At 59.8% G+C, this 26,791-nt stretch carries 33 protein-coding genes and 3 pseudogenes; 33 read left to right on the top strand and 3 right to left on the bottom strand.

Annotation, left to right across the window (positions count from 1 at the left end):
* Complete coding sequence (locus AB7M23_RS20850; protein ID WP_454241912.1) at positions 1–183, bottom strand: type II toxin-antitoxin system HicA family toxin; 183 nt, start codon at positions 181–183, stop codon at positions 1–3.
* Positions 184–514: 331 nt separating this feature from the next.
* Here AB7M23_RS20850 and AB7M23_RS20845 point away from each other — a divergent pair, with 331 nt between their 5' ends.
* The 28 genes from AB7M23_RS20845 to AB7M23_RS20710 all read left to right on the top strand — a co-directional run bounded on the left by AB7M23_RS20845 (position 515) and on the right by AB7M23_RS20710 (position 21,777).
* Complete coding sequence (locus AB7M23_RS20845; RefSeq protein WP_454241911.1) at positions 515–850, top strand: phage holin, lambda family; 336 nt, start codon at positions 515–517, stop codon at positions 848–850.
* Positions 847–1,173 (top strand): HNH endonuclease signature motif containing protein, encoded by a 327-nt coding sequence (locus tag AB7M23_RS20840; protein ID WP_454241910.1) that lies wholly within the window; start codon positions 847–849, stop codon positions 1,171–1,173. The genes AB7M23_RS20845 and AB7M23_RS20840 overlap by 4 nt, the downstream gene beginning before the upstream one ends.
* Positions 1,174–1,309: 136 nt before the next feature.
* Positions 1,310–1,777, top strand: a complete 468-nt coding sequence (locus tag AB7M23_RS20835) for a phage terminase small subunit P27 family (protein ID WP_099774397.1) — start codon at positions 1,310–1,312, stop codon at positions 1,775–1,777.
* Positions 1,737–3,545, top strand: a complete 1,809-nt coding sequence (locus tag AB7M23_RS20830) for a terminase large subunit (protein ID WP_454241909.1) — start codon at positions 1,737–1,739, stop codon at positions 3,543–3,545. The genes AB7M23_RS20835 and AB7M23_RS20830 overlap by 41 nt, the downstream gene beginning before the upstream one ends.
* A complete protein-coding gene (locus AB7M23_RS20825; RefSeq protein ID WP_330523971.1) occupies positions 3,542–3,730 on the top strand; it encodes a hypothetical protein in 189 nt (62 codons plus the stop codon). Before AB7M23_RS20830 ends, AB7M23_RS20825 begins: the two co-directional genes overlap by 4 nt.
* A gap of 2 nt (positions 3,731–3,732) precedes the next feature.
* Complete coding sequence (locus AB7M23_RS20820) at positions 3,733–5,004, top strand: phage portal protein (protein WP_454241908.1); 1,272 nt, start codon at positions 3,733–3,735, stop codon at positions 5,002–5,004.
* Entirely contained in the window at positions 5,001–5,975 is a 975-nt protein-coding gene (locus tag AB7M23_RS20815) for a S49 family peptidase (RefSeq protein ID WP_454241907.1), read from the top strand. Before AB7M23_RS20820 ends, AB7M23_RS20815 begins: the two co-directional genes overlap by 4 nt.
* Positions 5,976–6,036: 61 nt before the next feature.
* The gene (locus tag AB7M23_RS20810) at positions 6,037–7,305 is read left to right on the top strand and encodes a phage major capsid protein (protein WP_454241906.1); all 1,269 of its coding nucleotides are present in this window, start codon (positions 6,037–6,039) and stop codon (positions 7,303–7,305) included.
* A 100-nt stretch (positions 7,306–7,405) separates the two neighbouring features.
* Positions 7,406–7,663, top strand: coding sequence for a hypothetical protein (locus tag AB7M23_RS20805; protein ID WP_454241905.1), 258 nt, complete (start codon positions 7,406–7,408; stop codon positions 7,661–7,663).
* A 2-nt stretch (positions 7,664–7,665) separates the two neighbouring features.
* Complete coding sequence (locus AB7M23_RS20800; protein ID WP_102053537.1) at positions 7,666–8,217, top strand: hypothetical protein; 552 nt, start codon at positions 7,666–7,668, stop codon at positions 8,215–8,217.
* Between the two features lie 2 nt (positions 8,218–8,219).
* Positions 8,220–8,603 (top strand): head-tail adaptor protein, encoded by a 384-nt coding sequence (locus tag AB7M23_RS20795; protein WP_099774412.1) that lies wholly within the window; start codon positions 8,220–8,222, stop codon positions 8,601–8,603.
* The gene (locus tag AB7M23_RS20790) at positions 8,581–9,105 is read left to right on the top strand and encodes a hypothetical protein (protein ID WP_454241904.1); all 525 of its coding nucleotides are present in this window, start codon (positions 8,581–8,583) and stop codon (positions 9,103–9,105) included. Before AB7M23_RS20795 ends, AB7M23_RS20790 begins: the two co-directional genes overlap by 23 nt.
* 57 nt (positions 9,106–9,162) lie before the next feature.
* Positions 9,163–9,762, top strand: a complete 600-nt coding sequence (locus AB7M23_RS20785; protein WP_454241903.1) for a phage tail terminator protein — start codon at positions 9,163–9,165, stop codon at positions 9,760–9,762.
* Positions 9,759–9,932 (top strand): DUF2635 domain-containing protein, encoded by a 174-nt coding sequence (locus tag AB7M23_RS20780; RefSeq protein WP_083199776.1) that lies wholly within the window; start codon positions 9,759–9,761, stop codon positions 9,930–9,932. The genes AB7M23_RS20785 and AB7M23_RS20780 overlap by 4 nt, the downstream gene beginning before the upstream one ends.
* Entirely contained in the window at positions 9,929–11,428 is a 1,500-nt protein-coding gene (locus AB7M23_RS20775) for a phage tail sheath subtilisin-like domain-containing protein (protein ID WP_454241902.1), read from the top strand. Before AB7M23_RS20780 ends, AB7M23_RS20775 begins: the two co-directional genes overlap by 4 nt.
* A 57-nt stretch (positions 11,429–11,485) precedes the next feature.
* Positions 11,486–11,833, top strand: coding sequence for a phage tail tube protein (locus AB7M23_RS20770; RefSeq protein ID WP_454240905.1), 348 nt, complete (start codon positions 11,486–11,488; stop codon positions 11,831–11,833).
* The gene (locus tag AB7M23_RS20765) at positions 11,833–12,147 is read left to right on the top strand and encodes a phage tail assembly protein (RefSeq protein WP_454240906.1); all 315 of its coding nucleotides are present in this window, start codon (positions 11,833–11,835) and stop codon (positions 12,145–12,147) included. Before AB7M23_RS20770 ends, AB7M23_RS20765 begins: the two co-directional genes overlap by 1 nt.
* Positions 12,148–12,276: 129 nt before the next feature.
* Positions 12,277–14,403 (top strand): phage tail tape measure protein, encoded by a 2,127-nt coding sequence (locus AB7M23_RS20760; protein ID WP_454241901.1) that lies wholly within the window; start codon positions 12,277–12,279, stop codon positions 14,401–14,403.
* Between the two features lie 40 nt (positions 14,404–14,443).
* Complete coding sequence (locus tag AB7M23_RS20755; RefSeq protein WP_454241900.1) at positions 14,444–15,814, top strand: DNA circularization protein; 1,371 nt, start codon at positions 14,444–14,446, stop codon at positions 15,812–15,814.
* 3 nt (positions 15,815–15,817) lie between these two features.
* Entirely contained in the window at positions 15,818–16,930 is a 1,113-nt protein-coding gene (locus AB7M23_RS20750) for a phage baseplate assembly protein (protein ID WP_454241899.1), read from the top strand.
* A complete protein-coding gene (locus AB7M23_RS20745; RefSeq protein WP_454241898.1) occupies positions 16,927–17,418 on the top strand; it encodes a phage baseplate assembly protein V in 492 nt (163 codons plus the stop codon). The genes AB7M23_RS20750 and AB7M23_RS20745 overlap by 4 nt, the downstream gene beginning before the upstream one ends.
* A gap of 7 nt (positions 17,419–17,425) precedes the next feature.
* Positions 17,426–17,821, top strand: coding sequence for a phage GP46 family protein (locus AB7M23_RS20740; RefSeq protein WP_438810747.1), 396 nt, complete (start codon positions 17,426–17,428; stop codon positions 17,819–17,821).
* Positions 17,811–18,848 carry a baseplate J/gp47 family protein gene (locus AB7M23_RS20735; RefSeq protein ID WP_454241897.1) on the top strand — a complete coding sequence of 346 codons (1,038 nt, stop codon included), beginning with the start codon at positions 17,811–17,813 and terminating at the stop codon, positions 18,846–18,848. The genes AB7M23_RS20740 and AB7M23_RS20735 overlap by 11 nt, the downstream gene beginning before the upstream one ends.
* Positions 18,839–19,441 carry a YmfQ family protein gene (locus AB7M23_RS20730; RefSeq protein WP_454241896.1) on the top strand — a complete coding sequence of 201 codons (603 nt, stop codon included), beginning with the start codon at positions 18,839–18,841 and terminating at the stop codon, positions 19,439–19,441. The genes AB7M23_RS20735 and AB7M23_RS20730 overlap by 10 nt, the downstream gene beginning before the upstream one ends.
* The gene (locus AB7M23_RS20725; protein WP_454241895.1) at positions 19,442–20,713 is read left to right on the top strand and encodes a hypothetical protein; all 1,272 of its coding nucleotides are present in this window, start codon (positions 19,442–19,444) and stop codon (positions 20,711–20,713) included. It abuts the gene before it with no gap.
* A gap of 10 nt (positions 20,714–20,723) precedes the next feature.
* Positions 20,724–20,951 carry a hypothetical protein gene (locus AB7M23_RS20720; RefSeq protein ID WP_454241894.1) on the top strand — a complete coding sequence of 76 codons (228 nt, stop codon included), beginning with the start codon at positions 20,724–20,726 and terminating at the stop codon, positions 20,949–20,951.
* Positions 20,948–21,190: a hypothetical protein gene (locus AB7M23_RS20715; RefSeq protein ID WP_454241893.1), complete on the top strand. Its 243-nt coding sequence runs from the start codon at positions 20,948–20,950 to the stop codon at positions 21,188–21,190. The genes AB7M23_RS20720 and AB7M23_RS20715 overlap by 4 nt, the downstream gene beginning before the upstream one ends.
* A gap of 92 nt (positions 21,191–21,282) precedes the next feature.
* Positions 21,283–21,777, top strand: a complete 495-nt coding sequence (locus AB7M23_RS20710; RefSeq protein ID WP_454241203.1) for a glycoside hydrolase family 24 protein — start codon at positions 21,283–21,285, stop codon at positions 21,775–21,777.
* Here AB7M23_RS20710 and AB7M23_RS20705 read toward each other — a convergent pair.
* Positions 21,747–22,049: a hypothetical protein gene (locus AB7M23_RS20705; protein ID WP_454241892.1), complete on the bottom strand. Its 303-nt coding sequence runs from the start codon at positions 22,047–22,049 to the stop codon at positions 21,747–21,749. The two genes, AB7M23_RS20710 and AB7M23_RS20705, sit on opposite strands and share 31 nt — an antisense overlap.
* 169 nt (positions 22,050–22,218) lie before the next feature.
* Between AB7M23_RS20705 and AB7M23_RS20700 the strand changes: the two are divergent.
* Positions 22,219–22,577, top strand: a pseudogene (locus AB7M23_RS20700) (phage late control D family protein); the annotation flags it as partial.
* 51 nt (positions 22,578–22,628) lie between these two features.
* Here AB7M23_RS20700 and AB7M23_RS20695 read toward each other — a convergent pair.
* Positions 22,629–24,659 carry an acyltransferase family protein gene (locus AB7M23_RS20695; RefSeq protein ID WP_454241891.1) on the bottom strand — a complete coding sequence of 677 codons (2,031 nt, stop codon included), beginning with the start codon at positions 24,657–24,659 and terminating at the stop codon, positions 22,629–22,631.
* Positions 24,660–24,814: 155 nt separating this feature from the next.
* On the opposite strand from AB7M23_RS20695, the gene AB7M23_RS20690 reads away from it, so the two are divergent.
* The 4 genes and pseudogenes from AB7M23_RS20690 to AB7M23_RS20675 all read left to right on the top strand — a co-directional run bounded on the left by AB7M23_RS20690 (position 24,815) and on the right by AB7M23_RS20675 (position 26,784).
* Entirely contained in the window at positions 24,815–25,354 is a 540-nt protein-coding gene (locus tag AB7M23_RS20690) for a glycoside hydrolase family 19 protein (RefSeq protein WP_454241890.1), read from the top strand.
* The gene (locus AB7M23_RS20685; RefSeq protein WP_454241889.1) at positions 25,354–25,896 is read left to right on the top strand and encodes a lysis protein; all 543 of its coding nucleotides are present in this window, start codon (positions 25,354–25,356) and stop codon (positions 25,894–25,896) included. Before AB7M23_RS20690 ends, AB7M23_RS20685 begins: the two co-directional genes overlap by 1 nt.
* Before the next feature lie 390 nt (positions 25,897–26,286).
* Positions 26,287–26,451 (top strand): annotated as a pseudogene (locus AB7M23_RS20680) (DUF2514 family protein); the annotation flags it as partial.
* Between the two features lie 64 nt (positions 26,452–26,515).
* Positions 26,516–26,784, top strand: a pseudogene (locus AB7M23_RS20675) (hypothetical protein).
* The last annotated feature ends 7 nt before the right edge of the window (positions 26,785–26,791 follow it).

Genomic DNA, 26,791 nt, shown 5'->3' with positions numbered 1-26,791 from the left:
TTACTGCAACCCGGCTCGTTCCTTGATGCTCTTTACCGTGCCTATCGGTAGGTCTTTCTTTGGATGGGGCACTGGTATTGAGTTTGGGTTGTTGGGGTGTTTGAAAATGTGGTGGCTTCCAGTGACTCGCTTTAGAACCCATCCAGCAGCTTCAAGCTCCTTGATCAACTGCCTACTTTGCACCTCCGTCTCCTTGTGTGGTTGATGGGTTTATTATACCTCTAGGCGTATAAATATCAAGTTGTTTTGTGTGTCTGGAGTTACTTTATCTGCCTTGCCACCGTGCGGGGCTTTTTCGTTTATGCAGATGACGTGCGCAGGCAGCTGCGCTAAGTCGGTAGTGGCGTCGATCAAAGCCGTGCGCTCCCTGATCGGCTACGCGATGAGAGGCTGGGGTACGTGACCCAGCGATCCAGCCCATCAAGCCGGGTAAGCACCGGCCCTCTGCACTCATACGAGCCTTGGCACCTGCCGGGCCTTTTAACTTGCGCTCCCTGCTACGGGAGGATCTGAGATGCCAAACATGCCCGACAAACCAGACACCTGGCTGCTTGTGCTCGCCTGGCTGAGCCAGCACGCCCCAACCATCTACGCTGGTGCTCTGTCGTTTGTCGTCGGCGCACTGCGGATCATTTACGGTGGTGGCACACGGCGGCAGGCACTGCTCGAGGCCTCGCTATGTACCCTGATCACCATCGGCCTTATCCCGCTGCTCGAGTACTTCGGTCTGCCCCAGAACTTCGCAACGGCTGCCGGTGTGTTCATTGGCTTTCTAGGGGTGAAGAAGATTGCTGATTTGGCTGACCGGTTTGCCGAGTTCAAGCTGCCGCGTCGGAGAGCTGATCAGTGACTCTGCCTTCGCCAGGCGGCGAAAAACAGCCAAAGCCTTATGGCTACCGTTGGCAACAAGCCCGATTGGGTTGGCTGCGTAAGAGTCCTTTGTGCGTTAGATGTGAGAAGACAGGGCTCGTCGTGTCGGCCACCGTCGTCGACCACATCAAACCACACCGCGGTGACATGACCCTGTTCTGGGATCGGACCAACTGGCAATCGCTGTGCACCAGCTGTCATAGCTCCTACAAGCAACGCCTTGAGAAGTCAGGACGCGAGGTTGGGTGCGACGTCAGCGGAAGGCCGCTGGACCCACGGCACCACTGGAATCGGCCCTCCTGAAAGCCTCCGGGCGCTGCGGGGCCCCATGATCCAGGGTAGGGGGGGTGAAAATGTTTTTCCTGAAACCTTTCCTGACCGTTCGCCCCCCTTCGTGCGCAAAGCCGCGAAATGAAATGATTTTTTTTGGGATCAAAAAATGGCTGGGAGAAGACCGACCCCGACAGAGCTGAAGCTGGTCAGGGGGAATCCCGGCAAGCGCCCGATCAACAAGAAAGAGCCACTGCCAGCCAAGCGCATCCCCAGCACTCCGGCGCATCTCACTGATGAAGGTCAAGTGGCCTGGGGGCGACTCACCGTCCTGCTCGATCGCATGGGTGTGCTCACTGAAGCAGACGGCTTTGCGCTTGAGCGACTGTGTGATTGTTACTCCGAGATTCTCGCTTTGCGCGAACTTGTCGACGCCAATGGGCGAACCTACGAGACCACCAGCACACAGGGCGAGCTGGTGATTAAAGCGAACCCTGCTGTTGCCATGCTCGCTGACGCCGACCGACGCTTTAAAAGTTACCTGGTCGAATTCGGCCTCACCCCAGCCGCCCGATCTAAAGTCCAGATAAAAGCCGATGACGACCAAGAAGACCAGTTCGCGGAGTTCTTCGGTTGAGGATCCTGCTACCCAGTATGCGCGTGAAGTGCATTCCGGTGAGCGAGTCGCCGGGCCGGACATACGAAACGCATGCGCCCGTCATCTGAAGGACTTACAGGAAGGGCATAAGCGCGGGTTGGTTTGGGATCTGGAGGAGGCCAACAAGGCCATTCGGTTTTACCGCACGGTCCTGAAACTGAACGGCGGTGAGTTCGAAGGTCTGCCATTTGAGCTGTTGCCTTGGCAGAAATTTATCGTCGGCAGCATTTTTGGTTGGAAGACCAATGATGGTTACCGGCGCTTTCGCGTGGTTTACGTCGAGAGTGGGAAGGGCTCAGGAAAGTCACCGTTAGCCGCCGGAGTTGGGCTGAAAGGCTTGGTCGCAGACAATGAGGCGCGGGCCGAAATCTACGCAGCGGCGACGAAAAAAGACCAGGCGATGATCCTGTTTCGAGATGCCGTTGCCATGGTGCAGCAGTCGCCGGAGCTGACGAAGCGCCTGGCCTGCAGTGGTACCGGTCAAAACATCTGGAACCTGGCTTACCTGAAGGCCGGGTCGTTTTTCCGCCCGATCAGCTCCGACGACGGTCAGTCCGGCCCCAGGCCGCACATGGCGTTGATTGACGAGGTGCATGAACACAAGACCAACCTTGTCGTGGAGATGATGCGAGCCGGCACCAAGAGCCGTAAACAGGCACTGATTTTCATGATCACCAACAGCGGCTCAAACAAGCGCGGACCGTGCTGGGAGTATCACGAGTACGGGGCCAGGGTTGCTTCCGGCGCGCTGATCGACGACGGTTTTTTCGCCTACATCTGCTCGCTGGATGAGGGTGATGATCCGATCAAGGATGAAAGCTGCTGGTTCAAGTCGAACCCGTCACTGCAAGACGCCGATCTACCAGGCATGAAGTACTTGCGTGAACAAGTGACGGAGGCGCGAGGGATGCCGAGCAAAGAGGCGATGGTTAGGCGGCTGAACTTCTGCGAGTGGACGGGCGCCGAATCGCCCTGGATCTCATGGGATGTTTGGAGTCAGGCCGAAGAGCGCGTACCGATGTCGGTCCTGCGAAATCGCCCGTGTGTAGGTGGGCTGGACCTGTCCAGCACCACTGACCTTACATCCTTTGTGTTGCTGTTCTATCCGACCTATGAGGATCCGCACTGGCGGCTGCTTCCGTATTTCTGGATTCCCGATTTCGAGCTGGATAAACGTGAAGCGAGGGACAAGGTGCCTTATGCGGCCTGGATTAAGTCGCGGGATCTTGAAACAACGCCGGGTCGAGCCATCAGCAAGCTGCATGTACTTCGCAGGATGCAGACCATTTGTGACTTCTTCCAGGTGGACAAGATTGCTTTTGACCGGTGGCGTATTGAAGACATGCGTCAATTGATGACTGAGTACGATATCTCGCTGCCGCCGCTGGTTGAATTCGGGCAGGGCTTCAAGGATATGGGGCCAGCGGTAGACGAATTTGAGCGCCGCTTGCTTGGGATGTCCGAACTCAGGCCTGAAGGTGGCGATTCATCAGATGAACTCTTTGATGATGCACCCCCAGTCGAAACGGTGGAGTCCTTGCGTCATGACGGTAACCCAGTCATGACCTGGTGTGCGGGTAACGCAGTGATCGTTTCTGACCCAGCAAACAACCGCAAAGCAGACAAGGCCAAGGCTACCGGGCGAATCGACGGGATTATCGCGGCCATCATGGCGACTGGTATCAGCGGGGCAGTCTCAAGCGGTAGCAGTGGCACATCCATCTATGACGAAGGGGTCGGGGTTTGAACATCATCGCAATTTCAGCGTGGCTGGCTGGTCTGGTCGGCTTCGGCCTACTGGTCGGCGGAGTCGCCCTGATTCATGTACCCACTGCTTTTATCATTGCGGGGCTTGGTCTGATTGGTTGGGCCTGGTTGGCTGACAAGGCTGCCGCCCGCGCTCAATTCAAACGCAATCCCGAAGGGGGCTGAGCATGTTCTTCAGCAATCTGCTCGGCGCCAATGAGGGTGCAGTTTCCGACGGGAGTAGCGGCTTCTGGCGCGGCCTGATTGGCTCTGGTCGGTCGGCAGCAGGGGTGACTGTCACGCCGGACACCGCCTTGGCAATCACGGTTCTCCAGAATTGCGTCACGCTGTTGGCAGAGAGCATTGGCCAGTTGCCGCTTGAGATGTACCGCCGGCTCGGGGATGGCAAGCGTGAAGTTGCTTCAGGTCACCCGCTTTACGATGTGCTGCGCTACCAACCCAACCCGTGGCAGACACCCTATGAGTACCGCGAAGCCGGGCAGTTGGCATTGGGTTTGAGAGGCAATTGCTACAGCTATATTGAGCGGAGTGATGACGGCGCAGTGAAAGCGCTTTATCCACTTCACAACGATAAGGTGCTGGTCCTCAAGGGCGGAGATCTCCGGCCGGTGTATCGCATTGGCGGACATGGACCGTTGCCTATGCGCTTGATACATCATGTGCGTTGGCACACGAAAAACCATTACACCGGCCTGTCGCCCATTGAGCTGCATGCAGATGCGGTCGGCTTGGCCCAGGCGGTTAGGCAGTACGCGGGCAAATCATTCGCCAACGGTACCGCCGTCAGCGGTGTAATTGAGCGACCGCGGGAGGCGCCGCCAATTAAGGAGCAGGTCAGCATCGACCGCATCCTCGATCAGTGGGGGACCAAGTTCTCCGGTATCGACAACGCCAAGAAGGTCGCGATGCTGCAGGAGGGTATGACCTTCAAGCCGGTATCGATGAATAACGTTGATGCCGAACTACTGGGCATCCTCAAGGCTACCGGCCTCGATCTGGCGCGCATCTACAAGATTCCGCCTCACATGGTTAACGACCTAGAAAAGGCCAGCTACAACAGCCTTGAGCAACTGCTGATTCAGTACGTGATCTTTGCCTTGATGCCATGGGTCAAGCGGCATGAGCAGGCGATGATGCGCGACTTTTTACTGCCGGCCGAGCGGCGGGAGTACTTCATTGAGTTCAACCTTTCCGGCTTGCTGCGAGGCGACCAGAAGAGCCGCTACGACGCATATGCGATCGGTCGCCAATGGGGATGGCTGTCGATCAATGACATTCGCCGCCTGGAAAACATGCCGCCGGTGGCCAACGGTGATAGCTACCTGCAGCCGCTGAACATGACTGATGTGGCGCATGGCCTACCCAACATGAACAACCCCGACGTCCGCGCTCAGCTCGAGCAGCAGCGCGACGACATCTTGAGGATGCTTGCCGCATGAAACGACATCTGCGTGCTGCCAGTCTGCTGTTCAATCAGCCGCTGTTGACCACCCCCGATATGCTGGATATGGCTGTGCGCTGGGCCAACCAGACCATGAGCCTGAATATCGTCAATTTGAACATGGGAGGAGCGGCAGCCGATCCCAAGCTGTTTTATGACGATGAGGATTACCAGGCGCAGCAGGATCGCCGCGAAGAGCAGAGACGTGCGGCGATCGCCCAAACGGGTGTTGAGGTGATTCCGGTGCACGGTGTGCTAGTGAGTCGCGGCAGCCATCTGAATGCTTGCGAAACGATGACCAGCTACGAGGGGTTGCGTGCAGCGCTGAATCAAGCGGTGGCCGACCCCATGGTCGAACACATTGTGCTCGATATTGACAGCCCAGGCGGCAGCGCAGTCGGCGCCTTTGAGCTGGCAGCGGATATTCGCGCAGCAACCAAGATCAAGCCCATCACTGGCTTGGTCAACTTCATGGCGTACTCTGGCGGCTACCTGATTGCGGCCGCATGTACAGACGTAGTGGTCAGTCTTACCTCTGGCGTGGGGTCCATTGGCGTGATTGCCAGCCACATGGATCGATCCAAGATGATCGAGGGTATGGGCGTCAAGGTAACCACGGTGTTTGCAGGGGCGCACAAGAATGACCTGAGCCCAAACGAGCCGATCACTGATCAGTCACTTCAGGTGCTCAATGAGATCGTGCAGGAGAGTTACCAGCTCTTCACGACCCATGTTGCCGAGTACCGTGGTCGCGACGTGACCGACATCATTGCCACCGAGGCCGGATGTTATCGCGGTGCGACTGCCATTGCTGTTGGCCTCGCAGATCGCCTGGAGTCACCGCAACTCGCGGTAGATAACTTGTCTCAAGCAGTCGCCCTCAGTCGCGCGCAACGACAGGGCGGCGTTCAAACACGACAGCGAATCAGTGTGCAGGCCTCAGCCTTCGCCATTCAGTCTCAACTCTGACCGCGTTCGCGGCAGTGATCTCAACCGCCTATTGGCGGTTTTTTTATGCCCAGGAGGCAGTATGTCCCTCGTAACTCAATTGCGTAGCGAACGCGCCACTATCAATGGCCAGATTCAGGCGCTGGCCCAACTTGAAGCCGCGGGCACCTCGCTCAGTGCAGAGCAGTTGGCCCAGTTCGAGCAGCTTAGCGTTCAGTTCAACAGCCTGACCGACAAACTTTCTCGAGCTGAAGCCGCCGAGCGAATGGCCGCGACCAATGCGGTGCCCGTCGATGAGAGCGCTCAAGGCCTGAATGGTCCACCCGGAAACATCAGTGGTCCATTTACGGCCAAGCCTGTGCCAGGTGCCAACATGGCGCAGATGGTTCGCGTGCTCGCTGCTGCGCGCGGCGATCAGCATGCCGCCGCCAAGATGGCGAAGGACTCAGGCTACAGCCCTGAAATCGCCATGGCTCTGAGCACCGTTACCCCGGGTGCTGGCGGGGTTCTGGTGCCGCAGAGCTTTTCCAGCGAAGTAATCGAACTGTTGCGGCCTAAGTCGGTGGTGCGCAAGCTCGGCGCCGTCTCCCTGCCGCTGCAAAACGGGAACCTCACAGTGCCGCGAATTAAAGGCGGCGCAGTCGTCGGCTACATCGGTACCGAGGAGGATATGCCGGCTACCGATATGCAGTTCGACGATCTGAAACTGTCGTCGAAAAAGCTGGCGGCCTTGGTTCCGATCAGCAACGACCTGCTGGCGTACTCGGGCACCAACCCGAGCGTTGATCGTCTTGTCGTCAACGATCTGACTGCCTCTGTAGCAACGGCAGAAGACCTGTCCTTCCTGCGTGGCGCAGGCACCGGCAACCTGCCCAAAGGGCTGCGTTTCTGGGCGCCGGCTTTCAACGTGTTCGCGGCACCGGCAGCAGTGACGCTTGAGGCTGTCGAGTTTGCCTTGTCTGCCTTGATCCTGCGCCTGGAGAATGCCAACTCCAATATGACGGCTCCCGGCTTTGCCATGGCGCCGCGTACCAAGCGCTGGCTCTCGGCGCTGCGTGATGGCAATGGCAACAAGGCCTATCCAGAGCTGGACCAGAACATGCTGAAGGGCTTCCCAGTAGGCTCCTCTACCCAGATCCCGATCAACCTGGGGGCCGATGGCGATGCCTCGGAAATCCATTTCGCAGACTTCGCGGACTGCTTCATTGGTGAAGATGACGCGATGGTCATCGACTTCAGCAAGGAGGCTACCTACAAGGACGGCAGCGGCAACGTCATCAGCGCCTTCCAGCGTGATCAGACGTTGGTGCGCGTGATTGCCAAGCATGACTTCGGGCCCGCGGCACGTTGAGTCGGTGGCAGTGATGACCGACGTCAAATGGGGCAGCACCCTCTAACACACCCGGCCCGGAGCTCCGGGCCTTCCATGACTCAGTTTAGGGGAGCATCCCATGTCCAAAGTTATCGTTACCTTTGAAAAAAACTGGCGCGGTTATGCTGCCGGAGAAACTGCAGGCTTTGATTCCAGCGTTGCAGATAGCTTGATTGAGGCAGGCTATGCCATTGAGGCTGACAAGAAGGCTTCAAAAAAGGGCAAGACTGGTGCAAATAGCAATGCACCCAGTGGGGCACAGGGTAGTACCGGAGCAGATGACTCCGGTACCGGTGGCAAACCAGGTGCGGAATCGGATACTGATGGGAAGCCCTGATCATGGCGCGCCGTATCGCCTACACGGGGCCGCCCGTGCTGACGTTGGAGCAGGTTGCGTATCAATGTCGGGCTGAGCCGGAAGATCTGCAACCAGAGTTGATCGAGCAGATCATCATTCCCGGTGTTACCGCGCAATGCGAATCTAAAACCGGCGCCGCGATTCGGGCTGCCCTGTACGAAGAGGACTGGCCTGAGCACTTCGCGTCGGGGCACCCACTGGATGTTGGGCAGGTAACAGAGGTCGAATCAGTTCACCTGCTGGACGACGGCGCAAGCCCTGAGCTGTTTTCCGGTGCGGTTGAGGTTCGTTCCAGTGGGCGGGAAAGCTATCTGCATTTCCCAGGTGGTCGGCCATCAGGTGCGCTGCGTATTCGATACCGTGCGGGCGTGAACATTGAGGCCTACCCCGGTGTACTGAGCTGGTTGCTGATGGCGGCGGAAACGGTATTCACCCACCGGGGGCTTTTGGTCGTCGGGCAATCGCTAGCCGAAGTCCCGGCGAGCTTCGTCGACCACCTGTTGGCGGATATCACCGTGCCGCCGAGGTTCTAGCCATGGCGATCAGAGAGCCTTCCTCGGGCGAGCTTCGCGCTCGCATGGCTGTTCGAGTTCGTGTTGACAAGCCAGCAGGCGCCGGCCTGGCGCCTGAGTTCACCCACGTTTGCAACCGCTGGGTAAAGGTTGAGCCGCTTGGAACGGCGACCTATGCCAATGCTCAGCAAACCGGCAACAAGATCACTCACCGCCTTTACTGCCGTCACATTCCGGGCTTGGACTCGGCGCATGAACTTGTTTGGCATGATCGGGTGTTTCGCGTCCGCCGGCCAACCGATCTGGCTGGGCGCATGGTGTGGTCGGTGATCGAAGTTGAGGAGCTGGGGCCAGATGGTCCGCCTGCCAACGAAGGGGGAAGCGATGAGCAATTCGGTTTCCGTTGACGGCTACCTGCATATCGAAGGCTTTGAAAAGTTCGACTTTGAAGCCTTCAACAAGCGCAAGGTTCGGGCAGGCATGCGCAAGGTTGGTGCCTTGGTCACTGGCCGCGCGCAGATGAACCTGGCGCTTGGCGGTGGGCAGGCGGGCTACCCGGAGAGTCGAACCGGCGCGACGGTCGATTCGATCAGCTACAAGGTGTCGCGCTCTGGCTTTCTGGTGCGTATTGCACCGACCAAGACTGAAAGCATGGAAGAGTTCTATCCCGCGTATCTGCACTATGGGGTGCGGCTTGGGTCCAGGCCTCGGGCGCTTGCCCCGGGTAAGGGGCGTGGCAAGAGTAATCGCCGTGCCAGTGGCCAGCGGCAGGCGTTGGTTGCTGCCCGGCAGGGAAACGGGTGGCGCATCACGCCGCGAGACAACTACATGACCGATGCCTTGGCGGACACCAAAGCGGACGTCCAGCGCATCTTGCGGCAGACCTTTGCCGATGCGCTGCTGAACTGACGCCCCAGGCGCCGCCCAAGCCCCGTAATGGGGCTTTTTTGTGCCCGAGAGGAAAGCATGCGAATCACCCCAGTGATCGAGCAACTGAAACAGCGGTGCCCGTCTTTTAAGGGGCGGGTGGCGGGTGGCCTGGATTGGGATCCGGTCAAGGGCAGTGCGCTGATGGAGCTGCCTGCAGCGTATGTGATCCCCACCGGTGACGGGGCCGATGAGCCGGAGCAGCAGAACGTCATTGTTCAGCAGGTCAGGGACGCCATTGATGTGTGCGTCGTATTGAAGAACTACGACGAGCGCGGGCAGCAGGTTGCCGACCAGTTGCATTTGGTTCGGGCCAGTCTCTGGCGCGCTCTGGTTGGGTTTGAGCCTGATAAGGATTACGGGCAACTGCTGTATGACGGCGGGTCTTTGCTGCTGATCGACCGTGATCGGGTGGTTTACCGGTTCCGGTTCTTCGCTGACTTCCAGCTGGGCAATTTCACCATTGGGTCTGGTACCAGCCCGGAAACGTGGCAGGCATGCACGCTGCTGGACCTTCCTGCGCTGGAAGGGGTCGACACGTCGTTCGACTTTATCGACCCCGTGGTCGACCGCAATGTCGCCCCCGAGGGGCCTGACGGGCGTATCGAAATCAAAACCCGAGAGGACTTATCTCAATGACTCAGATTTACCTGAAGCCGGTAGCGGGGCGTGACAACCCGATGCCGGAGAAGGGCGGCGAACTGCTGCCCGAAGAGGGCGCCTATGTGCCCCGCAATGCGTACTGGGTGCGCCGCCTGAATGCAGGTGACGTGGTAGAAGCCAAGCCCAAGAAAGAGGCCAAGGTATGAGCGTCGGTTTCAGCAGTATTCCGTCTGATATTCGTGTCCCGCTGTTCTACGCCGAGGTTGATAACTCGATGGCGAACAGTGGCGCCGGTGCAGGACTTCGCCGCCTGATCATTGGCCAGGTCAACGACAACGCTGATGCCGCCGAAATCGGTGGTCTGGTGCTGGTGTCGCGCACCGCTGAAGCCATTGCCATCGGCGGCGCCGGCTCGATGCTGGCCGCAATGCACCAAAAGCATCGCGCTATCGACATTGCCGGTGAGGTCTGGTGCCTGCCGTTGAAGGTCGACACCGGCGTGGCAGCGACCTGCAGCGTTACCGTAACGGGCAACGTGACAGCGGCGGGCTTGATCAATCTGTATGTGGCTGGCCAGCGTGTGCGCTCTGCCGTGGTTGCCTCGGCGTCGGCTGAGGCCGTGGCCACCGGCTTGGCGACCAGCATCAACGCCGCCACTGAGCTGCCTGTTACCGCTATGGCTGCAGGCGCTGTCGTGACGCTGACGGCAAAGTTCAAGGGTGACCTCGGCAACGACATTCAAGTCGAGCTGAATCGCCTGGGCCGCGTCAATGGTGAGGTGACACCGGCAGGCCTGGTGCTGGAAGTCACTGCCATGACTGGCGGTGTCGGTTCGCCTGACATGGCCATGGCGCTGGCGGCGCTGGGCGATGAAGAGTTTGAGTTCATTACCCAGCCCTGGACCGACAGCGCTACGCTCGATGACTGGCAAGAAGTCATGGATGACAGCGCCGGTCGCTGGTCGTGGGCCAAGCAGCTCTATGGCCATGTGTACAGCGCCAAGCGCGGTACGCTCGGCCAACTGGTGGCGGCGGGACGCTTGCGCAATGACCCGCACATGACGATTCACGGCTTTGAGCCCGGCGTGCCCCAACCCGTCTGGGAGGTCGCGGCGCAGTGGGGAGCACGCACGGCGGTGTTCATCAGCGCAGACCCGGCTCGGCCCACGCAGACCGGTGTGTTGGGGGCTATTGCTCCCGCTGCTGCGAGCGACCGTTTCATGTTGTCCGAGGCGGATTCCCTGCTGAAAAGCGGCATCGCTACGGCATCGAGCAGTGGCGGCGAGTACCGCATTCAGCGCGCCGTTACGACCTACCAGCGTAACGCCTTCGGCCAGCCGGATGACTCCTATCTGGACAGCGAAACACTGCACCAGTCGGCGCACGTTATCCGCTACCTGCGCAGCCGGATTACCAGCAAGTACGGGCGCTGCAAGCTGGCCAACGATGGCACCAACTTCGGCGCTGGTCAGGCAATCGTCACGCCGCTGGTGATCCGTGGTGAGCTGATCGCGGCGTACCGCGAGCTGGAGCGCGCCGGGATCGTTGAGAACACCGAGCTGTTCAAGGCGCAGCTGATTGTCGAGCGCGACGCGAGCAACCCGAACCGCCTGAACGTGTTGTTCCCGCCGGATCTGGTCAATCAGTTGCGCGTGTTTGCGCTGCTCTATCAGTTCCGCCTGCAGTACGAAGACGCGGCGTAACCCTTCCACATCCACCCCGGCCCGCCTTATGCGGGCTTTTTTATGGGAGATCCCTTTATGGGTCAGAAAGTCGCGGGCACCTGTTACGTCAAGGTCGACGGCGAGCAGTTGACGATTACCGGCGGTGTTGAGGTGCCGTTGTCCAAGTTCAAGCGCGAGACGATTACCACGGGGGTGTTCAAGGAAGAAGACCTGACGCCCTATGTGGCGGTCGATGCGGTCAAAACCCCTGATTTTCCTCGGGCGAAGCTGGAAAACGGCACCAACATGACGGTCACCGCTGAGTTCAAGGACGGCAGTTGTTACGTGCTGTCCGGTGCGTATGTGGTGGACGAAATGAAAGTGTCTGCCGATGACGCAAAGGTTGCGATCAAGTTCGATGGTATTTCTGGAGACTGGCAGTAATGAGCACTATTAACCACCCGTTGGCCGCGCCGATTAATGCTCACGGTGAGCAACTGACCGAACTGAATCTGCGTCGCCCAACCCCGCAAGAAGCATGCAAAATCAAGACGCTTCCTTACTCCCTCAGCGACAGTATGCAGCCGGTGGCGGATATCGAATCCGCGTCGAAGTACATCGCGGTTTGTGCCGGTATCCCGCCCAGCTCTGTTAGCCAGTTGGACCTGTTCGACCTGAACACATTGGTGTGGATGGTCATTGGTTTTTTCCTGTCACCGGCGACGAAAGCCCCCGATTCCGAAGCCTCAAGCAACTGACTGAGTTGGTCTATGACCTCGCTTGGTTCTGGAAAGTGAACCCGAACGAGGTCATGAACTGGCCGTTAGACCAGCTGTTTGAGAGTGAAGAAAACGCGTGGCGAATCCAGGCGATGTTAGGGGGCGGCAATGGCGGATAAGTTCCAGCTAAAGGCGCTCATCACTGGCGTCGACAAGTTGTCGCCGGTGTTGAGTGGGGTGCGCAAGAACGCAGCCGTTCTGCGCAAGCAGTTGAATAGCTCAGGCCTCGGCAAAATCACCTTCATGGATGCGATTCAAGGGGGCGCTATTGCGACCCCTTTTGTCATGGGGGTTCAGGCTGCCATCGGCTTTGAAAGCGCGATGGCCGACGTCAAGAAGGTGGTCAACTTTGAGACGCCGGCCCAGTTCAAGGAGATGGGTGAGGACGTGCTTAGCATGTCCGAGCGGTTGCCGATGGCTGCCGAAGGTATCGCGCAGATCGTCGCGGCGGGTGGTCAGTCGGGTATTGCCCGGGAAGAACTCAACAGCTTTGCCGAAGCGGCCGTCAAAATGGGTGTGGCCTTCGATCAGAGCGCCGCCGAATCCGGTCAGATGATGGCCAAGTGGCGAACGGCCTTCCACATGAACCAGCAGGAAGTGGTCGCGCTGGCCGACAAGATCAACTACCTGGGTAACACCGGTGCGGCCAGTACCGGGCAAATCTCGGCGATCCTGACGGCCATTGGCCCGCTGGGTGAGGTGGCCGGGGTCAACGCCGGGCAGATTGCGGCGATGGGCTCGGCACTGGCCGGGGTGGGTATCGCCCAGGACGTGGCGGCCACGGGCATCAAGAACTTCATGCTGACCCTGACCGCTGGCACGGCGGCCACCAAGTCGCAGCAAGAGGCCTACAAGGCGCTTCGCCTGGACGCCAACGAAATCGCCAAGGGCATGCAAACCGACTCTGAGGGCACGATCAACAAGGTGCTCAAGACCCTGTCCAAGGTCGAGAAAAGCAAGCAGGCGGCGGTGTTAACCAACCTGTTTGGCAAGGAGTCGGTAGGGGCTATTGCGCCGTTGCTGACCAACCTGGACACCCTGCAGAAGAACTTCAAGTCGGTTGGCGATTCAACGCTATACGCCGGTTCTATGCAGGCTGAGTATGAATCGCGGTCGGCGACCACGCAGAACGCCATGCAGTTGCTGCGCAACCGCGTGACCCGGCTGGGCATTACGGTCGGTTCTGTCCTGCTGCCGCCGTTTAACGACTTCATGGCGACGGTCGGGCCGATCATCACCGGCGTGACCCAGTTGGCCGGCGCGCACCCCTGGCTGATCAAGGGCATCATCGGGGCGGCGGTCGGCTTCACCGTGTTGCGCTTGGCCACGGCGGGGGCTACTTCCGCGCTCATGCTGATGGATGGTGTGGCAAAAATGAGCGTTATCGGCCTGGTCGTGCGTGGTGTGGCGATTGCGGCGGGTGTGCTGATTGCGAACTGGTCGAGCGTCGCGCCTTACTTCGCTTGGGTATGGGAGAGGATCAAAGACCCGGCTATGACGGTCTGGTCGTGGATGAAAGAGGCCTTCAACTGGAGCCCGCTCGGCCTGGCCATTGCCAACTGGGGGCCGCTGACTGAGTTCTTTAGCGCGCTGTGGGATCTGGTCAAGGCGTTGTCGGTACCGTTTGCGGAGTTCATGGGGACGCTGTTCGATTGGTCGCCGCTGGGTTTGATCATCAAGCACTGGGAGCCAATCAGCGGTTTCTTCAGGGGACTTTGGGACGAGTTGCGCCCCATCGTTGAGCCGATGATGAAGTTTCTTGGCATCGAGACGGACGGCGCCGGGGTGATCGGTGCTGCGACGGATAAGGTCAAGCAGTGGACGGCCGAGCAGGAAGCGCGCAACGCGCAGACCGGCATGGCGCCGGGGCAACTGGTCAAGCCGATTGCTCAAGCCCCTGAGTTGATGCCAGAGGCCACGAAGGTGGCCAGCCTGATGCGCAACCCCGCCAATCAGCCGTTGCCCGGCATGGCGCCTTTGGCATTGGTTAGCGCGGTACCGGGTACTCAGGTTGCTCAGGTATCCGGTACTGGGCGACCAAGCCTAAGTGCGGGTGGCTCGGCCTTGCCTGCAGGAAGCCTGCCGCAAAGCCGTGGCTCGTTGGTTCAGGCTGCTGCTGCGCGACAGCCGCGGCGCGCACCGAACTGGAGGGGTCCATGGTGGTGCGCTTTGAAAATGCACCGCCGGGCATGCGTGTTGATCCTGCGAAGACCAATCAACCTGGGCTGTCGGTAAGCCCATCAGTCGGTTATCGCTCATTGGGTAGGGAGGCAGGATGACGACATGGCGCGATCAACTGCACCCGGCTTCGTTTCGCGGCGTGGCGTTTCTGGTCGACAGTGACGCCACGCCAGTCGGGCGGCGAGTGCAGGTCCACGAATACCCCCAGCGGGACAAGCCGCTGGTGGAGGATATGGGCAGCAAGACCCGCGAAATCAAACTGACGGCCTTTATTGGCGGTGACGATTGCCTGGACCGGCGGGACGATTTGCTCAATGCCCTGGATAAACCCGGGGCGGGCGAGCTGGTACACCCGTGGTTCGGGCGCTTGCTGGTCACCGCCGGGGATGGCTGCCAAGTTTCGCATGAGCGCCGTGAGGGCGGCATCGTGCGCTTTGAGCTGGTGTTTGTCGAAGCCGGGGAAAAGGGCTACCCGGCCGGGGTGCCGAAGGCATCGCGGCAGGTAGAGGCATCCAGCGAGAGCTTTCTGGAGTCCGCGCTGGCCCGCTACAAAGCCGCGATGACCGTGGTCAACCGGGCACGCATGGCGGTAACGGCGCTGCAGAACAGTATCGCCGGGATTCAGATGGCGATTCAGCGGGAGTTTAGCCAGGTGCTTGGCCTTGTCAGTTCGGCTGAGGCGCTGGCTGACATGCTGATCAATGCCCCGGGTAATTTCTCGGCCATGATCCGGGCGCAGTTTTCCAGCGTGGGGGGCAGCACTCGGTCGTCGGGTTACAGCTGGTCGCCGTCGTCCAGCAGCTCGGCCACGGTGGCGGCTGACCCAGTGTTTGCCAATACCGTGGCGCGCCTGGCGAGCACCGAAGAGGTCTTTTCGGGGTTCGTGGACTCAGGTCGTGGCATCACGTCACAGCTTGAACTGGCCCGGCAGTTGATGGCCGAACAGCAGTTCGATGACCTGATGACCAACCCGCCGGGCGGGCTGGCGACAGCCGCTGCCGTCAAGGCGGCACGGGAGTTGATGCGTGATGCCTTGATCGTCAAGGCCGTACGGGCAGCCGCGCTGATGCCGGTGGTATCGGCGCCTGCCGTACTGCTCGGTGTTCCAGCCTTGGCGCAGCAGGTGGCGTCACCCCTGGAGCGGCCAGAAGTCCCGGCAGCAGATGACGTGATTAGCCTGCGTGATGGGCTTAGCGCGGCGCTGTGGGAGGCCGGGCTGTCGGCATCGCATGAACACTTTGAGCTGATCGAGGCGGTGCGTAAGCACGTTAAAGGGCACCTCTCCGAGGTGGCCCGCTCGGGCGTTCGCCTAGTTGAGATTGAGCCCAAGGAAAGCCTGCCCGCGTTGGTGCTGGCCTATCAGTGCTTTGGCGACGCATCCCGCGCCGCTGAAATCGTTACGCGTAACAAAGTGCCGCACCCGGGGTTCCTGCCTGTCGGGGTGCTGCACATCGCCCAGGAGTAACTCATGGACCCGTTAAACGCTGTCACGCTGCGCGTGAACGGCCTGGATTATCGCGGCTGGAAGAAAGCCAGCATCAGTGCCGGTATCGAGCGACAGACCCGAGATTTTTCGCTGGATGTGACGTGGCGCTGGCCGGATCAGGCTGAGGAAATTCCGGTCAGGCAGGGCGATTTCTGCGAGGTGTTGATAGGTGATGACCTGGTGCTGACGGGCTGGGTCTTCGCTACCCCGGTGAACTACGACAGCAAGACGGTGAACCGGGCAATCAGCGGGCGTTCGCTGACGGCTGATCTGGTCGACTGCTCGGCGATCAATCAGCCCGGGCAGTGGCGTGGCCAGAGTGTGCAGCAGATCGTTCAGAGCCTGGCCGAGCCCTACGGGGTCAAGGTGCAGAGCCAGGTGGCCGAGACTACCAAATTGGCTGAGCACAGCATTGAGCCCGGGGAGACGGTGTTTGAGTCGATAGACCGGCTGCTAACGCTGTCGCGGCTGCTGTCCACCGATGACTCCCGGGGGCGCCTGGTGATCATCAACCCGGGTAGCGCGGGGCGGGCGGTTGACCGGCTGGAACTGGGCCAGAACATCCTGACCGGTTCGGCGTCGCTCGACTTTTCCGGGGTGTTCTCCGACTACAAGGTTGTTGGCCAGCGTTCGGGCACGGATGACGAACACGGTGCCAAGGCCTCCGAGGTGCAGGCTGAAGTCACGGACCCGCGTGCGGCGCGTAAGCGGGTGCTGATGATTCACGAAAGCGGCCAGATGACCCCCAGCCTTGCCGAGGCGCGGGCGAACTGGGAGCGCGGCAGCCGCATGGGTAAGGCGCTGACCCTGCAGTACAAGGTGCAGGGCTGGCGGCAGTCGAACGGGGCGCTGTGGCTGCACAACATGATTGTGCGGGTGGTCGACCCTTGGGTCGGTATCGACCGCGACATGCTCATCAGTGAAATCCAGTACAGCCTGGATGAGAGCGGCACCGTGGCCAACATCACGGTGGCCCCGCCGGACAGCTTCGACCCTGAGCCGAAAGACCCGTACAACAGCCGCAAGCTCAAGAAAGGCGGCAAGGCGGACAACTTTGAATACTTGATCCCAGCAGATTGGAAGCCCGAGCAATGAGCGGACTAAAACAGATTTTGGCCCGGGGCGTGGTCACGCTGGTCAAGGCCACGAGCAAGTTGCAAAGCCTGCAGATGCGCCTGTTGGCCGGTGAAGTGAAAGACGGCATGGAGCACTTCGAGCCCTATGGCTTCACCTCAAACGCGCACCCGGGCGCTGAGGGGATCGCGCTCTTTGTGGGGGGCGACCGTTCGCACGGCGTGGTGGTGTGTGTCGCTGATCGACAGTTTCGCCTGCAGGGGCTGAAAAGTGGCGAGGTGGCGTTGTACACCGACGAGGGCGACCGCCTGCACTTTAAGCGCGGTCGGGTGATCGAGGTCGAGACGCTGACGCTCAAGGTCAAGGCCGACACCGCCGTCGAGTTTGACACCCCGGTGATTCGCACCACGGGCCGTATCGAGTCAGCGGGCGATCAGGTGGCTGGTGGTGTGAGCCAGATGCAGCACGTTCATGAAGGCTCGGACAAAAAGCCAGTGGCAGGAGGGTGATATGCCGCTGATTGAAAGCGACGACACCGACCGGGCTTGGCGTCGGGCAACAGAGATCAGTCTTTTGACCTGGCGCCGTGCAAGCCCTGATGACCCGCTCGATGACGCCCAGCGCTTTGGCTGGTGGGGCGACAGTTTCCCCACGCAGGCCAACGACTGCATTGGCTCACGCCTGTGGCTGTTGCGCCGGCGGACGCTGACGGCGGACACCGAGCGGGATGCTCAAGCCTTCGCCCGCGAGGCCTTGGCCTGGATGCTGGAAGACGGGCGCGTTACGGCGGTCGGCGTAACGACGACACGCGGTGTTGACCGGCTGGCAATGCGGGTGGTGTTGACCTTGCGCGATGGCCGAACCATCGACGTTCCATTTGAGAATTTATGGGTGGTGATCAATGCCGTTTGAAACCCCAAGTTTGCCCGCGCTGATCAGCCGGGCGCAGTCTGACCTGGGCGGCTCGGCCCTGCTGCGATCCGACGCCGAGGTGCTGGCTCGGGTGCAGGCGGCGGCTTCCTTCGGGCGCTACGGGCATCAGGAATACATCGCCGCGCAGATCCTGCCGGACACAGCGGATCAAGACACCTTGCGGCGAATGGCCCGGGTGCGGCTCAAGCGTGACCGCTTGGAGGCGGTGGTTTCCAGTGGTGCCGCGACCTTTAGCGGTGCTGCCTCGGCGCTGCTCGATGCAGGCGTGCTGCTGCAGCGTGATGACGGTGTGCGCTTTCGCGTGACGGCCAGCGTTGTCTTGGCCGGTCAGAGCGGCACGGTCAAGCTGGAAGCCTTGGAGGCCGGCCAGTTGGGTAATACCCCAGCCGGTACGATCCTGCGCTTGATCTCCCCGGTGCTGGGAATCAATGACACGGTGACCGTTGATGCGCCTGGCCTGCAGGGCGGTACCGAACAAGAGAGCATTGAGGCGCTGCGCGCCCGGGTGATTCGCTCGTATCAGGTGATCCCTCACGGCGGCAACCAAGATGACTATGTGACCTGGGCGTTGGAAGTCCCGGGCGTCACCCGTGCCTGGCTTGTGCGGCACTGGATGGGGCCGGGCACGGTTGGTTTGTTCTTCGTCCGCGACGGCGATCTAGACCCCATTCCCAGCGCAGCCGCCTGCGAAGAGGTGCGGGTGTACATCGAGAAACAGCGCCCGGTCACCGCTGAGCTTTACGTACTGCCTCCGCTGGAAAAGCCGGTTCAGTACGAACTGAAGATTATCCCCGACAGCGGCGCAGTACGCCGGTCAGTGGAGGCTGCCCTGGTCGACCTGCACAACCGCGAGTCGGACCTTGGCGCCGGTCTGCTTTGGACGCACATCGGCGAGGCCCTCAGCGGCGCGCTTGGTGAGCGTGATCATCAGTTGATCAGCCCGGCTGCCGACGTGGTAGCGGCGCGCAACGAGATGCTGACCTATGGGGGTGTGCTGTGGCGATAAGGACCGCCTCCGACTACTACGCGCAGTTACGGGCGCTGCTGCCGCCCGGTCCTGCGTGGGACAAAGAACTGAACCCCGAAGTAGACCAGCTGCTGCAGGCAGCCGCCCAGGAGCTTGCCCGGGAGGATCTGCGCGCCGCCGACCTGCTGGAGGAAAGCTTTCCCGAAACTGTTCGGGAACTGGTCCCCGACTGGGAGCGGGTCATGCGGCTGCCCGATCCCTGCCTAGGGGATTCGCCCAAGTTTGAGGATCGCCAGTTGGCGGTGCGCCGTCGTCTGGTCGAGGTCGGTGGCCAGTCACCGGCGTACTTCGTTGAGCTGGCCATAAGTCATGGCTACCCCGAGGCCCGCGTAATTGAGCACCGAGCCCCACGCTTCGGGCGCTCACGCTTCGGCGCGGCGTGCTTCGGTACGTGGGTCGCGCAGTTCATGTGGACGCTTGAAACCGGGCCTCGGCGCCGCCTTGGTCGCCGGTTCGGCGTGAGCTACTTCGGCGAGCAATTCGGCGGCAACCCAAGCGGCGCCCTGGAGTGTGTGCTGCGCCGTAGTGCGCCGGCGCATGCAGTTGAATTTATTAAGTATGGTGAGGACTGAATGGACTACCCGAGGAATGTGCCAGGCGTCGGCCTGGTAAATGGCAAGTTTGTTGATGAAAATTCAGTGACCGGCCAAGTTGGTTCTTTGATCCCATCGGCTTGGGGCAATGCCGTTACCGACGAAATCCTAGGCGTCCTGGCGCTGGCAGGCATTGTTGCGGACGAAGGCAATAACGCCCAGCTACGCGCCGCGATTCAAGCCCTTTTGAATGCTAAAGCCCCGCTGGCCTCGCCGGCGCTGACGGGCACGCCAACGGCGCCGACCGCAGCGGCTGGCACCAATACCGCGCAGATTGCCACCACGGCGTTCGTGGCGGCAGTGAAGGCGGCGCTCGATGCGACCGATGCCCTTAAAGCCCCGCTGGCCTCGCCGGCGCTGACGGGCACGCCAACGGCGCCGACCGCAGCGGCTGGCACCAATACCGCGCAGATTGCCACCACGGCGTTCGTGGCGGCAGTGAAGGCGGCGCTCGATGCGACCGATGCCCTTAAAGCCCCGCTGGCCTCGCCGGCGCTGACGGGCACGCCAACGGCGCCGACCGCAGCGGCTGGAACCAATACCACGCAGCTTGCGACCACGGCGTTCGTGCGCGCGGCTCTGGCCGCTCTGGTGGATTCGTCGCCGGCGGCGCTCGACACGCTGAACGAGCTGGCGGCGGCCATCGGGGATGACCCTAACTTTGCCGTTACCATGACTAATGCCCTGGCCGGCAAGCTTGATATTGCCGTGCCGACTCTTGCCGACTTCAATACCGCCGCCGCTGGGCCGTTTTTGGGCGGGGCGTTGGCCACCGGCTCGCCGGACACGACGAACGGCGTGATATGGGGCTGGACGTTCCTCGACGCTGCCAAGTCGCAGAGCCGCGCGCAGCTGGCCATGCACACGGCGACCGGCGGGCTCTACCTGCGCATTTACAGCGGAACCGCCTGGGGCGCATGGAAGGACTTCACGCCGCCGGCCGCCGCGAAGGTCGCTAGCGCCTGGGTCAACTTCAACGGCGCGGGCACGGTAGCGATTCGCAGCAGCTTTAACGTCAGCTCGATCACGGACAACGGAACCGGCGACTACACAGTGAACCTGGCGGCGCCAATGCCGAATACAAACTATGCCGCTGTGACCAGTGGCGCTGCGACCGATGCGGCTATTACAGGCATCAACTGTACCAAGGCCTACTCCAGAACAACCGGCAGTTTCAAGATTGGCACTACGGGGCAGGCTTCAGGCGTCACTGACTTTGTGTATGTCGACGCGACCGTGTTTAGCAACTAAGGGGGATCGGATGGATAAGCGAATTCTGTTTCAACCCGCCGGCGCGCCGGCGGCTGTACTCATTCCGTGCGACTGCGGCTTGACCCTGGAGGAAATCGGCGCGAAGGACGTTCCGGCTGGCTTGTTGTTCTGGATCGTTGACGCCGATAGTGTCCCTGAGGATCGGGCTTTTCGTGATGCATGGGAATTGGATGCCGCTGTCATCGGTCCTGCGCAAGGTGTAGGGGGTGGCCAATGATTACGATTAATCGTGTCAAAGCTGAAGGAGCTGTACGTGAGCGCTTGCGGATCGAGCGTGAGCCGCGCTTGGCTGAGTTAGATATTGCCTACATGCGCGCCCTGGAGGCAGGCCAGGATGTCAGCGTTATCGTGGCCAGAAAGCAGGCATTGCGGGACGTTACGGAAAAGAACTTGGACGCGCTCACCATCGAGCAGCTCGCCGTGCTGAGCTTAGAGGGCGCACTCGTTCTGCCATGACCGTTTGCCATTAAAGAGCACGACCGCGAAAGCGTTTTTTTCGCCTGTGAATCACCCGCCTTGAGCGGGCTTTTTTTCGCCTGGAGAAAACCATGGCCAAGATTTCTGACTCCCTGGCGGGCAGCAAGAATGCGCTCGCCTTCCTCGACATGCTGGCGTGGTCGGAGGGTACCTCGACCAGCAAGTACACACGCAACGATGGCTATGACGTAATTGTCGGCGGCCTCAACAGCCCGAACACGTTCACCAACTATGCCGACCATCCTGGCGTTCTGGTGACCGTGAACACGAAAGGGCTGAAGTCGACCGCTGCAGGGCGGTATCAGCAGCTCCAGCGCTACTGGCCGCACTATCGTGATTTGCTAAAGCTGCCGGACTTCGGGCCCGTCAGCCAAGACAAGCTGGCATTGCAACTGATCAAGGAGCGTGGCGCGCTGGCGGACGTACATGCCGGCCGCATCGAATCAGCCATCTCAAAGTGCAGGAACATTTGGGCAAGCCTGCCAGGCGCTGGCTACAAACAGCATGAGCGCAAGCTGGACGACCTGATCGCCCACTACATTGCCGCTGGCGGTAGGCTGGCATGAAGTGATTGGGGCTGCGCGTAGTTGTTCCCATTGTTTTGCTGGCCTTGCTGATCGGACTTGCGCTTGGAGGGTTGGGTGCCTGGAAGTGGCAGGCCAATAGCTACGACAAGCAGTTGGCCAAGCAGGGCGAAGACTTCCAACGAGAGCGCAACGAAGCCTCTGTGGCCGTGCTCGACTGGCAGCTGGACGAACAGATAAAGCGCCGAGCGCTTGAAGACCGCCTGCAGGTGAATGACAAAACCCACTACAAGGAACTGCTCGATGCTCAACAACTTCAGGATCGCTTGCGTGACCGCCTTGCTACTGCTGATTTGCGGCTGTCAGTCTTACTCGACGCCTCCACCAAGAGTGGTAGCAGTGGGGTGCGAGAAGCCTCCGGCCCCAGCGGCGTGGTTCATGGAAGCGCGCGAGCCGAACTTGACCAAGCGCATGCTCAACGAATTGCGTACCAAGCACCTGGACAAGAACAGCGGCAGGCTCAAGGTGGTGGAACTGGAGAACGACGAGTCGCCGGATGGCCTGCCGCCGGTGCACACCGACCGGCACATCCACACGGACAAGTCCGCAGCTGAGCAGGCCGCCAAGGCGCGCCTTGCCGCATTCAATCGCAGCACCGCCGGGGTCAGGCTGGAAATGGCCGGCCGCACCGACCTGTTTGCCGAACGCACCATCAACGCCCTGGGCTTCAAGCCGCGCCTCGACGGCGGTCCAGTGCAACGGCGGCAAGAAGGGCAAGGCTGAAGCCAGGGGCAAAAAGGAAGAAGTCACAGCAGCCACTCAGGATGGTCTCGTTGGGCTAGAGCCGGAGTGGCTTTGTGTCATCAAGTGTATGGACTGCTTGCCCCCACGCCCTATCTGGCAGTTATAGGAGCTGGTGCAGCGTTCACCAAGGCGCTTTCTATCGCAGGGTAAACGGCTAGCGCACCACTTGCGCTGAGGTGGTTGTTATCGAAGTACCAGAATTTTCCCTCCCTGGTCAGGGGGCAGATAGCCTCCTGGCAGAGAATGGAATCGAAGTTGATTACTGTCGCTGGTGTTTCGCGAATGGCTTTCACTGAGAATGCGGAATGCTTCAGATGTTCAGCCTTTGATACAGACAACGCATCGTATGCTTGCTCTCGGCCTTTGCCGGTGCGCAACACTTCCTTGGGGTTTTTAAGCTGCTGGGGGTTGTCTTCCACAAGATAGACATTGACGCCTATTTCGCGATAGCGCTTGACCGTATTATCAATCGCCCACTGCAAGTTCTGGGCTGATTGGGCAAGCGTCGGTTGTGTAGTCGGGTCTTTGGCGATGAGGTTGTAGTTTCCAAGTTTTGTGGTTCCTCCGCCGTAATAGGACCACCGTCCCACCAATACAACGGTACTGATCTGCTCGGACTTGATGTACGAAAAAATACGCTCGTTGAGTGCTTGGCAATTGTGTTTTTCAATATCCAGCTCGCCGCGCATGGATTGAATTCCCAGCAATGGCGGGCAGCCAGAGGCAGAAGAAAAGGCGATTGAGAGTGAATGTTCTGCAGCTAGCTTTTCGAAGGCAGGGAGTAGGCTGTAAGCGTGGCTATCGCCAAAAGCAAATATGTCCTGTTTTGGTTTCGCGTCACCTATATGGCAGTACCAGTCACCTTCTTTTTTGTAGGCATGTAGAATATCAATGCATCCAGCGTGGCGTTTTACGTCTGATCTCGCAATGCTGTTTGCGTAGGATTCCAACGCTTTGTTAGCTTGCCGCTCGGGCAGCCCGCCCGCCATATAGGTTACGCCGCCTACAGCAGCGGCAACTACCATAACACTGGAAAGCGTAACTAGCTTGAGACGTTCAGAGCTTGAATTTCTGATCGGGAGTTCAAGGTAGCGGTAGGTTACCCACGCGAGCGCTATCGAAAGCAGCAATGCGGCAGCCATTAGCAGTGTGCTGGGCTCTCCTTCGTTTATGCGCAGCAAGGAGAACAGGGGCCAGTGCCACAGGTACAGCGGGAAGCTGATCAGGCCAATCCAGACCATGGTTTTAGCTGACAGCAGGTTTTTGTTAATCCAGGCCATTGGCCCGGCAAGAATAATTAGGGCCGCACCAATCACGGGGATGAGTGCTTTGGTACCAGGGAAGTTTGCGCCTTTTTTTATGTGGAGAAGGCCAAAAGTCAGCAGGGCGAGTCCCATGAAAGAAAGCAGATTTCGAAGATGTTTTTGCTGGCTGGTCAACGTCGCCCAAGTGGTAGCGGAGATAGGCGTGTCTTTGTAAATTGTGAACCATGCCAGCAGACTGCCTGCAAGGAGCTCCCAGAAGCGTGTTAGTGGCGAGTAAAAAGTTGCGATTGGGTCGTAGTCAATGAGTTTGATATTCAACGCAAATGAGGCGATGGCTGCACAGGTGAGTAGCGCAGCGGGGTTGACCCTGAAACGGCTGAAAATAAAAATCGCAAGCGGCATCACAATATAGAACTGTTCTTCTATCCCTAAACTCCACAAGTGCAGCAGAGGTTTCAGTTGTGCTGAACTATCGAAGTAGCCTGATTCGTTCCAGAGGGCAAAATTCGAAACGAACGCCGCGCCGGAGATGATGTGCTTGCCTAATTGCGAAAACTCTTCTGCAGTCAGCGAGAGCCAGCCCATCACGTAAGTGGCTGCCAGTATCAGTGCAAGCGCGGGGAAAATTCGTTTTATCCGTCTGCTATAAAAATCGGCAAAGCTGAAGGTCTTGTTGTTAAGGCTCTTGAAAATAATGGAGGTTATCAAAAAACCAGAGATGACGAAGAAAATATCTACGCCAATAAATCCACCTCTGAGGAAGGAGGGGAACGCATGGAACAGTACGACGCTAAGTACCGCAATAGCGCGAAGCCCGTCGATGTCGGGGCGATATTTAATATTTGGGTTGCTCATCAGTAGCCTGGTCAATAGGTCAATCGAAAGCGATGCGGTGGCGAGTTTACCTGAAGGCTATTTGTATTGACGAGCACTCGGTCCTGCGGCGTCGACGTTGGCTGGATGACATTTGCAAATTATTCGGGCCGTCAGGCCACAACAGGAGATTCAAGATGACAGTCACCCTCAAGCAGCTGCAACACATCCTCCCTAACGCCGGCCTTCAAGCCGGCGTTTTTCTTCCTGTCCTGAATGCGGCGATGGTCAAGTGGGACATCGTGACCCCGTTACGCAAGCGCGCCTTCCTTGCCCAGGTCGGCCATGAGTCGGGCCAGCTGCGTTATGTGCGTGAACTCGGTGGTGAGCAGTATCTGTCGAAGTACGACACCGGCCGGCTGGGCAATACGCCCGAGGCTGATGGCGATGGTCAGCGATATCGCGACCGTGGCCTGATTCGGGTCACTGGGCATGACAACTACAAGCGCTGCTGCGAAGCGCTGGGTCTCGATCTGCTCGCTCGCCCTGAGCAGCTCGAGCGGCCAGAGCACGCGGCCGATTCGGCCGGCTGGTTCTGGCATCAGGCGGGCCTCAATTCGCTGGCCGACAAGGGGCCGTCGGCGTTCGAGGTCATCACGCGTCGCATCAACGGCGGGCTCAATGGGCTGGATGACCGGCTCGCAATCTACAAGCGCGCCGAGCAGGTGCTGATCTGATGTCGCTCGGTGCGCGGTGGGTGTTGCTCTCCCTGTTGTTTGGGGCGGCGGCGGGTGCACGCCTTGCCTGGTTGTGGCAGGCCGACGAGCTGGAAAAACAGGCAGCGGGGTATGAGCGGCAGCTTGCGCAGAAAGATCAGGCACACAGCCGTGAGCGGGAAGCGGCTGCCGGTGCCGCCATCGATCAGTTGGCGGTGCAGCAGGATGCGCGGCGCGACCTGGAAGACCGTCTGCAGACGCAGGATAAAAATCACTGGAAGGAGATGAACGATGCGAACCAAGCTCAGGCTCGCCTGCGCGACCGGCTGGCTACTGCTGATCTGCGGTTGTCAGTCCTGGTCGACGCCGGAGCCGTTGCCGCCCAGGGTTGTAACGGTGGGGTGCGAACGCCCGCCAGCGCCGGAGGCGTGGTGGATGGAGCCCTACGCGCCCAGCTTGACCCAGCGTATGCTCAACGAATTGTCGCCATCACTGGAGACGGTGATGAAGGATTGATCGCCCTGCAGGCCTGTCAGGCCTATGTGCGTGAATTGCATAAATAGGAGGGTGTGCTCGGTCGGCAGGATGCCGAAGTCTTGGCCTGGCTTATCCATGGAATCGAAAAAATAGTTTCGTTTTCTCATCTGTAGGACAGCTGTCGCATAAAAACGAAGGTTTGCTTTCGCTTAGTGACTCGCGGCTCTGATGAATCTCAGGTGACGATCGGTAAGGGGAGGATAGTGTTCGTTCGGCAGGACGCCGGAGAGGTAGCGTGAACAGATCGTGAATCACGCTGGTTATCAGCGTGTACTTCTGTTCATCTCTTGAGACAACGTGAACGGCTGCGGGCGGCTCAACGTGTTGATTTTACTGGCTTTGCCAGTGGCTATTATGATTTAGGTTCCAGCGGCGCAAGCTGCAAGAGTCCGAGTCTCCTCGGCTCGGATAGTGTCTCTATCGCCCGAGGCCAAGCAACCACCCGCGCCGCCATGGTGCTCTCCGACTTGCTCGCGCGGGCTGATGAACGAGCGTGAGATCTGGCGAAAGCTTATGACGCCGCCCGGACAGCCGGGCGCCAGTGCGAACTCGAGTACGACTCCCTGACGCCGTCAGGCTGATCAGGTTGCCCGGGATCGGCGATTGTGATTACGATATTGTATATATGTACAGTATTGGTGCCCAATGTACTTCCTTCTCGTCCGCCGCCGCGTGAATGGCCAGGCCATCCCATCTGATCAGTTCAGAAAGATCCAGCCTCTTCGCGCCGACATTCATATCGGCGACCATCATAGCGAGCCGCTGGGCCGGGTAGCCACGCAGGCCTGGGTGTTCAACCCGACCCCCTGGGCCCGACATCATCCCGGTCCTGCACGATGCCAAGGTCCCAGCTCGAGATGAATATCAACGGGGTGGAGAGCATCGACGGAGTGCTGTATGCGCAGTCTTGGTAGTGCAGGG

This window comes from Pseudomonas sp. HLS-6 TE3448 (genome assembly GCF_053629555.1).
The sequence above is the reverse complement of the archived record's forward strand: the minus strand, read 5'-3'. Positions and strand labels throughout refer to the sequence as shown.